Annotated in this window: 12 protein-coding genes; 10 read left to right on the forward strand and 2 right to left on the reverse strand. The window is 71.1% G+C overall.

The features are described from left to right. Positions 1-92 precede the first annotated feature (92 nt). The 9 genes from AB4Y83_RS08035 to AB4Y83_RS08075 all read left to right on the forward strand — a co-directional run bounded on the left by AB4Y83_RS08035 (position 93) and on the right by AB4Y83_RS08075 (position 10,319). Complete coding sequence (locus tag AB4Y83_RS08035) at positions 93-446, forward strand: hypothetical protein (protein ID WP_442296507.1); 354 nt, start codon at positions 93-95, stop codon at positions 444-446. Next, positions 443-3,325 carry a hypothetical protein gene (locus AB4Y83_RS08040; protein WP_442296508.1) on the forward strand — a complete coding sequence of 961 codons (2,883 nt, stop codon included), beginning with the start codon at positions 443-445 and terminating at the stop codon, positions 3,323-3,325. Before AB4Y83_RS08035 ends, AB4Y83_RS08040 begins: the two co-directional genes overlap by 4 nt. A gap of 13 nt (positions 3,326-3,338) precedes the next feature. Then, complete coding sequence (locus AB4Y83_RS08045) at positions 3,339-3,758, forward strand: hypothetical protein (RefSeq protein WP_442275576.1); 420 nt, start codon at positions 3,339-3,341, stop codon at positions 3,756-3,758. A gap of 471 nt (positions 3,759-4,229) precedes the next feature. After that, entirely contained in the window at positions 4,230-5,006 is a 777-nt protein-coding gene (locus AB4Y83_RS08050; protein WP_442275577.1) for a hypothetical protein, read from the forward strand. Next, positions 4,999-6,162, forward strand: coding sequence for a glycosyltransferase family 4 protein (locus AB4Y83_RS08055; protein WP_442296509.1), 1,164 nt, complete (start codon positions 4,999-5,001; stop codon positions 6,160-6,162). Before AB4Y83_RS08050 ends, AB4Y83_RS08055 begins: the two co-directional genes overlap by 8 nt. Further along, positions 6,159-7,178 (forward strand): glycosyltransferase family 2 protein, encoded by a 1,020-nt coding sequence (locus AB4Y83_RS08060; protein WP_442296510.1) that lies wholly within the window; start codon positions 6,159-6,161, stop codon positions 7,176-7,178. The genes AB4Y83_RS08055 and AB4Y83_RS08060 overlap by 4 nt, the downstream gene beginning before the upstream one ends. Before the next feature lies 1 nt (position 7,179). Next, entirely contained in the window at positions 7,180-8,142 is a 963-nt protein-coding gene (locus AB4Y83_RS08065; protein ID WP_442275580.1) for a glycosyltransferase family 2 protein, read from the forward strand. A 4-nt stretch (positions 8,143-8,146) separates the two neighbouring features. Further along, positions 8,147-9,367, forward strand: a complete 1,221-nt coding sequence (locus AB4Y83_RS08070) for a glycosyltransferase family 4 protein (protein WP_442296511.1) — start codon at positions 8,147-8,149, stop codon at positions 9,365-9,367. A 160-nt stretch (positions 9,368-9,527) separates the two neighbouring features. Further along, on the forward strand, positions 9,528-10,319 hold the full coding sequence (locus tag AB4Y83_RS08075) for a glycerophosphodiester phosphodiesterase (RefSeq protein ID WP_442296512.1): 792 nt from the start codon (positions 9,528-9,530) through the stop codon (positions 10,317-10,319). A 69-nt stretch (positions 10,320-10,388) separates the two neighbouring features. On the opposite strand, the gene AB4Y83_RS08080 is transcribed toward AB4Y83_RS08075, so the two are convergent. Then, complete coding sequence (locus AB4Y83_RS08080) at positions 10,389-11,027, reverse strand: hypothetical protein (protein WP_442275583.1); 639 nt, start codon at positions 11,025-11,027, stop codon at positions 10,389-10,391. Then, positions 11,024-11,509 carry an acyl-CoA thioesterase gene (locus AB4Y83_RS08085; protein WP_442296513.1) on the reverse strand — a complete coding sequence of 162 codons (486 nt, stop codon included), beginning with the start codon at positions 11,507-11,509 and terminating at the stop codon, positions 11,024-11,026. Before AB4Y83_RS08085 ends, AB4Y83_RS08080 begins: the two co-directional genes overlap by 4 nt. 122 nt (positions 11,510-11,631) lie before the next feature. Between AB4Y83_RS08085 and AB4Y83_RS08090 the strand changes: the two genes are divergently transcribed. Continuing rightward, the gene (locus tag AB4Y83_RS08090; RefSeq protein WP_442296514.1) at positions 11,632-13,773 is read left to right on the forward strand and encodes a RecQ family ATP-dependent DNA helicase; all 2,142 of its coding nucleotides are present in this window, start codon (positions 11,632-11,634) and stop codon (positions 13,771-13,773) included. The last annotated feature ends 43 nt before the right edge of the window (positions 13,774-13,816 follow it).

Genomic DNA, 13,816 nt, shown 5'->3' on the forward strand with positions numbered 1-13,816 from the left:
GAGGCCCCGTCCTGCTGGACGGGGCCTCACGGCATACCGGGGCCTGTGGATGACGCCGGAGACGGCGTCGGGGGCTCTCCTACGGTCGGGGCATGACGCGCTACGCCATCGACTCCGACGGGGTGTCCCGGGAGCGGCTCGCGCTGGCGCACGACCCGGCGGAGCTGCGCGAGTGCGCGTCGCACGTGGCTACGGCGACCGCCGGCGCGGTGGCCTCGACCGGCGACGAGGGCGACGTGCTGAGGGTCGAGCTCGACCGCTTCCGGGTGGTCCATGCCCTCGCACTCGACGCCGTCGCCGATGCTGCCGGCGCCTTGGCCGACCGGCTCGACCGGTCGACGCTCGAGGCTCGGTCGGTGGAGCTCTTCGTGACCGCCGGGTTCGCCGGTGTGACGGCGAGCAGCACTGTGAATCTTGGTGATCCGGTCAGCGCAGTGGTGCCGTGAGTCGCGTCCACGAGGTCGGCCACGCGTCCGCGGCGATTCCCGGCGGCGTTGCGCTTCCCCTCCCGACGGGTGACGTCGCGGGTCTTCGTGCCGCGGCGCGCTCGCTCGGCCAAGCTGCGTCCCGGGCGCGTGCGACGGCCACGGTGCGGGGGACGCTGGGACCGCGGCTCTCGGCCGTCTGGACCGGGGAGGCGGCGACCGCGGCTCGCTCTGAGGCGGACGAGCTGGGCGCCCGCGCACGCCGGGTCGTCGAGGCGCTGCCCGCCGCCTCCCGCTCGCTGCTGACGTATGCCGCCGCGCTCGACCACGCCCAGGCGCGCATCCGCTCGTTGCAGCGGCAGTGGGACGCTCTCGACGCCGAGCACACGCTGGCCCTCTTGCGGATCGCAGCACTCCCCGATCCGACGGGTGCCATCGGGGTGCTGGTCACTGAGCGGGCTCGGTCGGAACAGGCGGAGGGGCGGGTCCGACTGAGCCGGACGTACGCCGGCGTCCTCGACGACCTGCGCGCGACGGCTCGGCGCTGCGCGGGAATCGTGGCGGGCGCTACCGACGTGACGTTCCCGTCCGGGGCCTCGGCCAGTGCGGGACGGGTGCGCTCTGCTGTCACCGGCGGACTGTGGTTCGCCGACGGCGTGGTCGCAGCGCGGGCATCGCGCGACGCTGCTCTGGCCGACGGCCTGATGGCACGCACGGTCATGGCCGGGGCTCGCGCGTCGGGCGGGCTCAGGGACGCCGAGGTGGCCGAGCTGGCGACGCACCTCCGTGCACGAGTCGACGACCCGGTCTACGCGCAGGCGCTGCTGTCGGAGATCGGGGCCGACGGACTCGCCAGGGTGCTCATGGCCGCCGGTGCGGCTCGGAGCGCGTCAGGTGCAGACGTCGACACCGTCCGTGAGCTGCTCGGGGCGTTCGGCTCGCTCGTCATCACGGCCACGAGTCACGGAGCGCCCGCCGGCACCGACCCGCGGACGCGCGCCCAGCTGGCCTCCGGGGCGGCCCTGCTCGCAGACGACCTCGTCGCCGCTGTCGACACGGTCCAGGTGGACCCCGTGGCAAGGGGCCGGGCGACCGGGGCGTGGCTGCTGGGCCAGCTCCTCTCGGGCGCTCGGGCCTCGGGTGACGACCGTCGCCTACCCGGGCGGTTCGCGCGACGTGCAGCCGCCGCGGCGGCCACCGCCGAGATCGCTGAGACGCGCGACGACGACGTCGCCCTGGCGCACGGGACGACGCTGCGCGCCGACGCCGGATCGACGTTCGCGTCGTGGTTCGACGACGGCTCGCGCACCGGTGACCCCGTCCACGCCCTGCTCGGGCACGTCGTTGACGATCCCGCCGAGACGTCGGCGCTGCTGGCCGAACCGCTGCCGGACTCGGAGGCTCCTGCCGGCGCCCTGGCCAACAGCCGGGGTGACCGGATCACCCTGGGCGAGTACCTCGTGCGTCGATGGGTCGCCTACGAGGCCAACGGGATCGAGAGTCACCCCGATCTTCGGCTCTCGACGGACGCCGACCTCGCGAGACTCCTCTCGAGCGTGTCGACCCCGACCGATGAGGGGGCTGCCGAGACCCGCACGCGCGTGATGCTCGAGGTCTCCCGCACCAGCACGCACGCGATGCTCGAGGCCTCGACGACGCACCTCTACTCGGGTGCCACCGCGCCGCTCGAGCACGTCGCCGCCGACTGGCTCTCGGCGATGCGTGAGAACGTCGACGCCACCCTCGCGACACCACCCCTGGGTGCAGAACCTGCCACGGGCTACGTCCGGCAGACCTCAGGGGGCATGGAGCCGTGGCTCGACGCCGAAGAGCTGACCGGAGTGCTCGCCGCCCTTGCCGTCGACACCGGGATGGGCTTGCGCGCCAAGGACGCCGGCGCGGCATACGGAGGTCTCGTCGACCGAGAGCTCCGAGCGGCACAGGACACCGCGGAACGTGGTGGCGACGTGCGTCGCGATGTCGTTCGGCTGGGCTTCCTCGACCAGGCGGCCTCCGCCGCGCTCGTGGCCGTCGCCCGACGGCAGGACGTGCTGAACCGCTCGGCCTGGCAGGGACTAGCCGAGGCCGGTCACGTCATCGAGGAGATCCGTCGCGGGAGCCTGGCGGGCTCGGCGTCGACGGTGCGCACCTACGTCGACGGCGGGACGATGCGCACGGCAGCCGACGACCTCGTCATCGCACTGGTCCGCTCCGACGTCGAGCTGGCGCAGACCGAGCTCGACGACGCACGACGGGCCCAGCTGGTGACGCGAATCTGTGAGGTCACCCGCGGTCGCGCCGACGTGCTCCCGGCCATGCAGCTCGGAGCCGCCCGTGCTCCCCTGCTCCCGACGGTCGCCGAGCTCCGGGCAGCCCGTGACGCCGAGATCCGCGCTGCGTTCGACGCTGCCGTCAAGGACAGCTCGCGAGGCGGCGCCAATTCGGCCGCGGACCGCCTCAAGCAGCGCACCACCCCCACCGACCGCGTCCACGTCGTCGACCCATCGGACGGGAGCCCTGCGCGTCCACCCGGCACCGTCGACGAGACCCTTGCCAGGGACGTCGCCCCTCACGAACGAGCGACTGCTACGCGACTCGCGGCCCACGGATACGACGTCACGTTCCTACCGGCGACCGGGCAGGGCAAGTCTGCCGATGCTCTCATCAACGGTGAGCGCTGGGAGTTCAAAGGGGTGCAGGGGAAGGGCAAGAGCACCGTGGTCGGCCTGCTCAGACAGGGGCGCAGGCAATCCCCACGGATGGTCCTGGACATGGCGGAGTCAGAGTTGTCGCTCGAGGAAGTCCTGCGCCAGGTCGACTACACACTGCGTCGTTACGATGGCATCACCGCCATCCGTGTCATCACCAAGGACGAGCGCATCGTCGAGAGGAGACCGTGAAGTGTCCGGATGGATGATCAACATCGACCTAGCTGTCGACGAGGTCGTACCCCTCCTGCAGGCGATGCCGGGCGCCCAAGCGGGTGGAACGCCCCCACCTGATGCCGTGGTGTGGGAGGACGAGAGCTCGATCGAGATCTGGGACGCGTCACCTGATGCCGGTACGGACATCAGCGTCCATGACTTCACGGAACGACGTGGATGGGTGGTCTTCGACTTTCTGGTCGACCGCACCGCTGCGAACATCTGGATGATGGACGATGGCGGCCTGCTGTTGAGCGGGCGCGGTGTCGACCCGGACGGGCTGGGTCTGGACCTGGCGACGAACCGCACCCCGGTCGGGGTCATCCACCGCGACGACGACGGCGAGGTCTCCGAGTGGAGTCCGCTGAAGAACAAGCGGGACGGCATCCTCGAAGACACCGACCGCTGACGGGCCGGTGGATCGCGGGGCACTCCGGGTCGGGAGCCCATCGGTGCACCCGCTGGCGCGCTGAACGGCCCGAATGGGTCCACGCCACCACCTGGGACCCGTTCGTGACCCGCTCTCGCCACGCTACCCACGACGGTTCACTGAACGCACGCGGGGCGAGTGTCCTTGACCTAGCATGGGCCTGCCGCAGCGCGCGGCCAGCGGTTCGAGACGACTTCCGGGGGGCGGGATGGACCTGCGCGACCACGATCGAAGCAGTCTTCGGCGCGGGATGCGAGGAGTGGCGCTTCCTCCGAGTCGAGGTTCCGTGGCGGAAGCGGCTGGGCTCGCAGTGACATGCGTGCGAGCAACGGCTCGGTCTGGCGTGGCTCGAGCGTGAGTGCAGCCGACGGTCGACGGCGCCTCCACGCGTATGTCCTCGCAGCAGATCCCTGGTGGCTCGAGGAGAGCGTCTCGAGCTACTACGACATCGTGGATCGCATCGTGGTCTCCTACGATGAGGACTCCCTCTCCTGGACCGGCACCCCGCTGCCCGTCGCCGAATGCCTCGACCGGCTGCGCTCCGTCGATCCCCTCGGCAAGCTCGACTTCCGGCCGGGACGCTTCTCGCACTCCGACCGGACCGCGCTTGAGAACGACACCGCGCAACGGCAGGTCGCTCTCGACCAGGCATCCGATGGCGCGGACTGGGTGCTTCAGCTCGACACCGACGAGGTGCTGCTCGACCCCACTGCTCTCTTGGCTGCGATCGACGAGGCAGAGTCCCGCGCGTGCGGAGCGGTGGAGTACCCGGCCCGCTACCTGTACGCCCGGGCCCGCTCCGGATGGATGTTGGAGGCCACCCGCCCGTTGTGGCGACGACGTGCCGGCTACCCCGGGCCGGTTGTCGTCCGCCCCGGCGCCACACTCGTCCACTGCCGCCAAGGCACGCTGCCGATCCTGCGGGTCGACATGTCGGCGGTCAACACCGATCCTGCGCATGCGCGGAATGCAATCGTGCACCGGGTGGTGCGTCCGGACCAGGCCATCCTTCACTACAGCTGGGTGAGGGACGACGACTACATGACTCGCAAGGCCGCCTGGTCGGGCCACAGCGACACGTACACGAAGATGCTCCGCAGCTGGCGATGGCGCACGCGCAGTCCCCTGCTGGCCGTCGCGCTCGGCTGGCTGCGAGCGGATCACGAGTGGCACAGGATCACACGGCTGTCGCCGGACCGACGGTACTGGAGAGGCGAGCATGAGTAGCCGACTGGTCTTCGTGAACAACAGCCGCGAAACCTTCACTCCGACGCACAGCGGGGCGATCGCGACGTGCATACGGTCCGTCAGCGAGCGAGCTCTGCTTGATGGGGTCCGACCGACGATCATCACCCGAGCCCACTCGTCCGTGTTGCAGACCGTTCCGTGGGGCAGCACGGTGGTCCTGCCGGCGATTCCGTCACCCCGCAGCGGGTTGGTCGGCAACGTTGACCGTGCTGGACGTCGACTGACCGGTTGGGCGCGGCCGGATCAACGGTCCTACGCGAAGGAGGTCGCGAGGGTGCTCCGGGGCGAGGCGCTCGACAGCGTCGTCCTGAGCAACGACCCGGAACTGGCCGTGTACCTTCGACGCCGGTTCCCGACGGTGCGCGTCGTCCATTGGTTTCACAACTTGGAGGTCTCGTCGGACCGTTTTCGTCGGATGTATGCGGCAGACTCCGGCATCATCTCGATGGCGGTCAGCGCCTACCTGGCGCGGGCTGTTGAGCAGGTGTACCGGTTGACGCCCGGTCGCGTCCAGGTCAACCTCAACGGGGTCGATGTAGCGCGCTTCGCGGGCGCTGAGCGGCCAGAACGGGTTCCCGTCATCGGATTCGTCGGCCGGATCGCCGTGGAGAAGGGCGTGGATGTCCTCTTGGATGCTGCGACGGTGATCTCTGATCGCGGAATCGCCTTCTCGCTTCAGGTGACGGGAGACACCAACTGGGGAGAGAGGCACAGGAACTCCTACCTCGACAGCATCGAAGCGCGTATCACGTCGCTGAGGGCCCGTGGCGTCACGGTCAACATGCTTGGTCACGTCACCCACGCGGAGCTCCCGGCCGCGCTCGCAGCATCCGACATCCACGTGCTCCCGTCGCGTTGGGACGAGCCCTGCGCACTCGCTCTCCTGGAGGGAATGGCAAGCGGTCAGCCCGTGGTCGCCAGCGCAACGGGCGGATCGCCGGAGATCCTGGCGGGATCGGGCGCTCTCTTCAGCCGGGAGGATCCGCGCGCGCTCGCGGGTGACCTCGAGCGTCTGCTCCGCGATCCAGTTTTACGCCGCCGCCGCGGAGTCGAGGCACTGGTGCGCGCGCAGGAGCTGACGTGGCAGGCGACCTGGCAGCGCCTCGACGCACTGCTCGAAGGGAACTCACGATGAATCCCGACGCCAGTGCTCCTGACGTGTCGGTGCTCATCTGCACTCGCAACCGAGCGGCTCGTCTCGCTACGTCGATCGAAGCGGTACTGCGATCAATGGACGTGGCTCAGGCCTCCGGGATCTCCAGCGAACTGGTCATCGTCGACAACGGATCCACTGACGCCACAGCCAGCGTCGTCGCAGCCGCCGCGGCCGAGGATCCCCGCGTCCGCCGAACGGTGGAGGCCCAGGCCGGCATCGGCCGTGCCCGCGAGCACGGCTGCGCCGTCGCGCGTGCGCAGGTGATTCTCTTCACCGACGATGACGTCATTGTGCCGGGGCCGTGGGTGCTCACCATGGCTCGCGCGATGCTCGACGGTGACGCGGATGTCGTCAGTGGCGGCATAGCCATGTCGGAAGGACTGTGGCGTCCGTGGATGACACCGACGCTGGCGGCGCGGTACTTCGCCCACAATCCGACCCCGCCTCTCAGCAACCCCGGACTTGCGGGCGCGAGCATGGGCATCACGTCCGAGGTGGCGAGGCGGATCGGGTTCGATGATCTGCTGGGAACTGCCCGCTGGCCGGGGGCGGAGGACGTCCTGCTGTACGTGCAGGCGCTCGAAGCCGGTTACCGCGTTCGCGGAGTGCGCGACGCGCTGGTCGAGCACCGCTTCGACGAGTCTCGCCTCGACCCTCGGCGACTGCGTGGCATCGCCGAAGGCTACGGGCGGTGCGACGCCTACTACTTCCATCACTGGCTCCATGTTCGACTGGCGATGCCGCGGGTGCGGGAGCTGAGCCACCGACTCAGGTACGCCGCTCGATGCGCTGTCGCGGGCCGCGACCCGCACGACGAAGTTCTGCTCGACCGGCGACGATCGAGCGCCTTCCATCGCGAGCTGCGCCTCCTGCGTGACCAGCCCCGGCGGTACGCGTTCCGCGGGGTGGGCAGGGTCGGCCGGCCCGTGCCCGACGACGACCTCGCGGCGAGCTTCGAGGGTCCGACACGCTTCCGACAGTCTGGAGAGATCTGACATGCTCACCATCGCGGTCGTCATACCGACGTACAACCGACCTGGACGGGTGGTCGACTGCCTCCGCCACCTCGAGCAGCAAAGCCAGCGTCCGGAACGGATCGTCGTGGTCGACTCGTCGTCGGACAACCGGACCAGAGATGCCTTGAGGGCCTTCCCCCACGTGGTCTACGCCCGCAACCCCTTGGGTCGCGGTCATACTGCGGAGTCGCGAGCCATCGGAGTCTCGCTGTGCTCGGAGGATGTGATCGCCTTCCTGGACGACGACGCCAACGCGCGCACGGACTGGCTCGTCGAGCTCGTGCGGAGGTACGACGACGCCACGGTTGACGGCGTGGGCGGGAGCGCGCTCAACGGCTACCCCGGTGAGCGCGAGGAGGGCATCGGCTCCATCGGTTTGCTGCTGCCCGACGGACGACTGACCGGCTTCTTCGCCTCGGACCCGGGCCGCGACGTCGACGTCGACCATTTGCTGGGGGCGAACATGTCGTTCCGCCGGCGGGCCATCGAAGCCGTGGGCGGCATCCATGGGGGCTACCCGGGGACGTGCCTGCGAGAGGAGAGCGACCTTGCCCTGCGGGTACGCCAGCAAGGCGGACGCCTCGTCTACACCCCCGACGCGATCGTCGACCACCTGCCCGGCGAGTACGCCAAGGGGAAGCGGTTCGACCGACGTTACGTGTACTTCGCGAACCGGAACACCGTGGTCCTGCTAGGCAGGGTGTACGGGATGGGTTCGCCGATCGTGGGGAGGTATCTCGGACTCGCATCACGTGAAGTCCTGGATGAGCTACGACGCTCGGTCCGCGCGCTGAGCTCCGCTCCGCGTGTCGGGGCCACTGCGACGGCTCGGACCATGGTCGGCGGCGTCACGCGTGCCGCTGCGGTTGCCGCCGGGGTCGCGGCGGGCTTCCCGGCAGCCATGACCGGTATCCGACGCGACCGCGCCGCCATGCGGCCCTGAACGCATGCGCTTCACGTTCGTGTTGCCCGTCGACGAGTACTTCACGCCCGGCTGGTCGGGAGCCGTCGCGACGGTGACCCGGCAGCTCGTCACGGAGCTCGGCCGCATGGAACACGAGTGCGTCGTGCTCGCACCCGACGACGGCGAGGACGTGTATCCCGACGTGTCCGTGACGCGACTGGGCTTCGGGCCGGCACATCCACGGCCCGTCGTGGCCCGCAAGCTCGCCAGCCTGACGGCACGCGTGCGCGGCCTCCCCCGATGGGACTACGCCGCCTACTGGTCAGCGGTCCGACGGGGACTCGACCGAGCCCCGCACGGTGATGTCGTCATCGCGAACGACCCCGTCACGGCAACTCGGCTGGCTCGTCGCGATCGGAAGGCGCGAGTCGTGCTGTGGCTGCACAACTTCCCGGACAGGCAAGCCACCGAAGCGCTGCGCAACGTTCCCGACGAGGTGCTGGTCCTCGCCGTCAGCGAGGCAGTGGCGCGGGCGACGGCAACCGGCTCGGACAGCCGCGTTTCGCCACTGGTGGTCCACAACGGCGTCGACACGCGCCTGTTCCACCCGCCGAGCGACCCGCCGGCTGGTCGCCCGCTGCGCGTCGTCTGCCACGGACGGATCGACCCGAACAAGGGCCAGGATGCGGCCGCACTCGGCGTGGCGATGCTGCGGCAGGAAGGCCATGACGTCGAGTTGACCGTCATCGGCGAGCTGCGCACCTTCGGGTTCGATCAGGCCGTCGCCGACGCGTACGCGTCGCGGGTCGCCGACGCGGTGGCCCTCGCAGGGGGACGGATGCTCGGATGGATGCCCCACGACCAGCTCGCCGTGGAGCTGCGGACGTACGACATCGCCTGCGCGCTGTCGCGCGTGGAGGAGCCGTTCGGCCTCGCAGCCCTGGAGGCAATGGCATCGGGATGCGCGGTCGTCGCGACCTCGAAGGGCGGGCTGCCCGAAGTCGTCGGATCGGCCGGGGTGATGGTCGCACCTGACTCACCGGAGGAGGTCGCCGCAGCGATCCGCAGCCTGAGCGACCTCGAACGGCTCCGCGACGTGCGGAGGGCGTGTTCGGAGCGCGCTGCAGGCCTGACGTGGAGTGCGACCGCGAACCGGTTCCTCCAGGTCCTCGACGAGCCTCGCCGGGCGCGTGCCGCCACGGGCGCAACAGACCGGCCCCGCACCGATCCCCTGAGCGGCGACGGCACGGGCACGATCGGGTGAGCGGACGACTCGGTGCGACCCAGCGGGGAGTCGACTCACGTTGTCGCGGGGGCCACGACGGGTTTGGCGCGCCCCCATCCGCTGGAGCGAGGCTGGAGTCGTGTGAACACCGCGCCGGACGGATCCGGAAGGACGTTGCGGTACCGATAATGTCGGCGGCATGGTGACGACACGGGCCTACCTCGCACACCCGCCCGTGGCGCTGGCCCACCGAGGCGGCTCGCTCTACGCGCCGAACGTCGGGCTCGAGAACACGATGACGGCCTTCGGCAACGCCGTCGATCTCGGATACACCCACCTCGAGACCGACGTCCACGTCACCCGCGACGGCGAGCTCGTCGCGTTCCACGACACGAGGCTCGACCGGGTCAGCAACGCTCGCGGGCGCATCCGCGACCTGCCCTGGTCCGAGGTCTCGCACGCCGAGGTCGGCGACGGCGGCCACGTGCCGTTGCTCACCGACGTGCTCGACACGTGGCCCGACGTCAACCTCAACATCGACCTCAAGGCGCCGGGCACGGCCGAACCGCTCTGGCGCATCATCGAGGAGCGCGGGCTGCACGACCAGGTCTGCGTCGGCTCGTTCTCCCAGCGCAACATCTCGCACTTCCGCCGCCTGTCCCGCGGCACCGTCGCGACGGCGGCGGCCCAGGTCGGCACGGCGCTGGCCCGCTTCGGACCCGGCGTGCTGACCTCGGTCTTCCGCACGCCGGCGGACGTCTTCCAGGTGCCTCCGTCGATCCCGCTGCGCGGACGGTCGGTGCCGGTCGTCACCCGTCGCCTCGTCGACACCGCGCACCGCTTCGGCAAGCAGGTCCACGTCTGGACCATCGACGACGCCGACGAGATGCGGCGGCTGCTCGACCTCGGCGTCGACGGGCTGGTCAGCGACCGCATCGACGTGCTCAAGGACGTCCTCCTTGAGCGCGGCGCGTGGACCGGGCACGCCTGAGCCACTTCCCCGCGCCACGTCGCGACCCCGCCGCACCCCCGACCGCGGCGGACGGCATACGCCATCGGGTCAGCGGACGAGGACGTGACCGCGCGACGTGCTGAGGCGCGTCCACCGGCCGTGGGCCGCGATCGACGCCGGCTCGCCCGGAGCCGTGAAGCCGAGCACGTGCGCACCGAAGGCGAGTCCCGCCGCGATGGGCGGCACGGTGTCGCTCATCGCGCCCCAGGTCCGCCGTCGGAGCGCGTCGACCGCGTGACCCCCGGCGTTCTCGGGGGTGCCCTCGGCGACCTGCGAGATGCCTTGGCGCGCAATGGAGTCGATGGTCCCACCGTCGAGCTGGCCAACCGGCTCCCAGCCGTCCCGCGGGGGCGTGAGCCCGCTCCACGGAGCGCGGACGGTCGTCGGCGGGACGCTCAGCACGGCGCTCGCGCCGTCGCGGGCGAGGCGGTCGGCGACCGACGCGAAGGACACGGTGGTGTCGACGGCGTCGGACGGCGCGATCGTCACGACGCGCATGCCGAGCACCGTGCCGTCACCCATGAGCCCGGTGCCCTCGATGACCGCCACCGTGGTGACGAGGAGAGTGCCGAGCACCTGGAGGCGCACGGCGCCGTCGGGGTTGGCGCGGCTCGCCCGGGCGAGGTAGGTGCCGAGATCGGCGAGACCCCGCGGGTCGCCGAAGTCGATCTGCGGCGTGCCGGTCACCGGCGTCGCTTCCGGAAGGGCGCGGGACCGCCGACGTGGGCCTGCACCGACGCGCGCTCGTCGGGGCGCATGCGCCGCGGCGCCTCGCTCGCGAAGTCGTAGAGCGCGAGCTCGGTCTCGGCGACGGCGTAGACCGGCCGCTCGCCCTCGCCGACACCGTCGGGGTCGGTGACGATGTAGGCGACGTCGAAACCCGCGCCACCCACTCGCGAGACCCACATCTGGATCTCGACCGGGGCGTGCCGGAAGCCGAGGGGACGGCGGTACTCGATCTCGTGGCGCGACACAAGCACGCCCTCGTCGAGCAGGGTCTTGTCGCCCGCTCCCCCGCCCTCGAACCAGTCGCGGAACGCGATGACGCGCGCATCCTCGAGCAGTCGCAGGAACTGCACATTGTTGATGTGCGCGTAGGCGTCCATGTCGGACCAGCGCAGCGACACGTGGGCGGCATACGGCGTGGCCTGCGGTTCGGTCTCCRTCATGCCCCCATCCTTCCAGCCGCCCGTCTCGCCGCTCGTCCACATCCCGTTGGTGGGACGCGGGCCCCTCCACAGCCCGGGTATGCCGGTCGGCCCGGTCGGTGGGGACCCGTAGGTTGGGTGCCATGCCGTCACCCCCCGCCGCTCCCCCCGTTGCCGACGTCGACCCCGCCCTGCGCGAGCGGGCCACGACCGCGCTGCGGCGCCTCGTCGGGCGCGACGACGTCGACTTCCGCGACGGGCAGCTCGAGGCCGTCAACGAGCTCGTCGCCGGTCGTCGGCGTGTGCTCGTCGTGCAGCGGACCGGGTGGGGCAAGTCCGCCGTCTACTTCGTGTCCACCGCGCTGCGCCGTGCCGAGGGTGCCGGGCCGACCGTCATCGTCAGCCCCCTCCTCGCTCTCATGCGCGACCAGATCGCTGCCGCCGAGCGCGCCGGCATCAAGGCCGTCACCCTCAACTCGACGAACGCCGACGAGTGGGGCGCCGTGTCCGGTGCCCTCGCCCGCGGCGAGGTCGACGTCCTGCTCGTCAGCCCCGAGCGCCTCAACAACCCCCGGTTCCGCGACGAGCAGCTGCCCGCCCTCGCCGAGTCGTGCGGGCTCCTCGTCGTCGACGAGGCCCACTGCATCAGCGACTGGGGTCACGACTTCCGCCCCGACTACCGCCGCATCCGCGACCTGCTCATGACCCTGCCTGAGCGCACTCCGGTCCTCGCGACGACGGCCACGGCCAACGCGCGCGTGGTGACCGACGTCGTCGAGCAGCTCGGCGCTGGTGGCCGTGACGTCCTGACCCTGCGCGGCCCCCTTGCCCGGGCGTCGCTGCGACTCGGGGTGCTGCCGCTCGCCGCACCAGAGCAGCGTCTCGCCTGGCTCATCGCGCACCTCGGTGAGCTGCAGGGGTCGGGCATCGTCTACGCCCTGACCGTGGCCGCTGCCGAGGACGTCGCGGTCGCGCTGCGCGAGGCCGGCCACAAGGTCGCTGCCTACACCGGCCGCACCGAGCCCTCAGAGCGGATCCGCCTCGAGGAGGCCCTGCGCGACAACGAGGTCAAGGCCCTCGTCGCGACCTCGGCGCTCGGCATGGGCTTCGACAAGCCCGACCTGGGCTTCGTCCTGCACCTCGGGGCGCCGTCGTCACCCGTCGCGTACTACCAGCAGGTCGGGCGAGCCGGCCGCGCCACGGAGCGGGCCGACGTCCTCCTCATGCCGGGGCCCGAGGACAAGGACATCTGGCGCTACTTCGCGTCCGCGTCCATGCCCAAGCAGGACCAGGCCGATGCCGTCGTGCGCGCCCTGTCCGAGTCCCCCCGGGCCCTGTCGACGGTCGCCCTCGAGTCCATCGTCGACGTGCGCCGCACGCGCCTCGAGCTGCTCCTCAAGGTCCTCGACGTCGACGGCGCCGTGCACCGCGTGCCCGGCGGATGGACCGCCACCGGTGAGCCGTGGACCTACGACGCCGAGCGCTACGGACGCGTCACCGAGGCGCGCGAGCGCGAGCAGCAGCTCATGGTCGACTACGAACGCACCGACCGCTGCCGCATGGCCTTCCTCCAGCAGACCCTCGACGACGACTCCGCCGAGCCCTGTGGCCGGTGCGACCGGTGCACCGATCCCTGGTTCGACACGACGATCCCCGAGGCCGCCGTCAACACCGCCCGCTCGCGCCTCGAGCGCCCCGGCGTCGTCCTCGAGTCCCGTGCGCAGTGGCCGTCGGGCATGGACCGTCTGGGCGTCCCGCTCAAGGGCAGGATCGCGCCATCGGTCTCGATGCAGGAGGGCCGTGCCGTCGCCCGCCTCAGCGACCTCGGGTGGGGTCAGCGGCTCCGTGAGCTGCTCCGCGGCGAGGACCGTGAGATCCCCGCCGAGGTCGTCCGCGCCTGTGTCGACGTGCTCGCCGGGTGGGGGTGGCAGGAACGGCCCGCGGCCATCGTCTCCGTGCCGTCGCGTCGGCGCCCGCTGCTCGTCGAGTCGCTGGCCGCCGGCCTCGGACAGCTGGGACGGCTCCCCTACCTCGGTGCGCTCGACCTCGTCGAGGGCGGCCCCGTCGGCGAGCCCGGCGGCAACAGCGCCTTCCGGCTCGCCAACGTGTGGGGTCGGCTCGCCGTCGGCCCCGAGCTCGCGGCCTCGCTCAACGGCATCCCGGGTCCCGTGCTGCTGCTCGACGACGTCAGCGACTCACGGTGGACGCTCACGGTCTGTGCCGGGCTGCTGCGCGAGGCCGGTGCGCCGGCCGTCCTGCCGATGGCCCTGGCGATGGAAGGGTGACGCGCGTCGCGGGCAGCAGCGAGCACTCGTCCGGGGCCACTAG

The sequence above is a fragment of the Terrabacter sp. RAF57 genome (assembly GCF_052113925.1).
Taxonomy (GTDB): Bacteria; Actinomycetota; Actinomycetes; order Actinomycetales; family Dermatophilaceae; genus Terrabacter.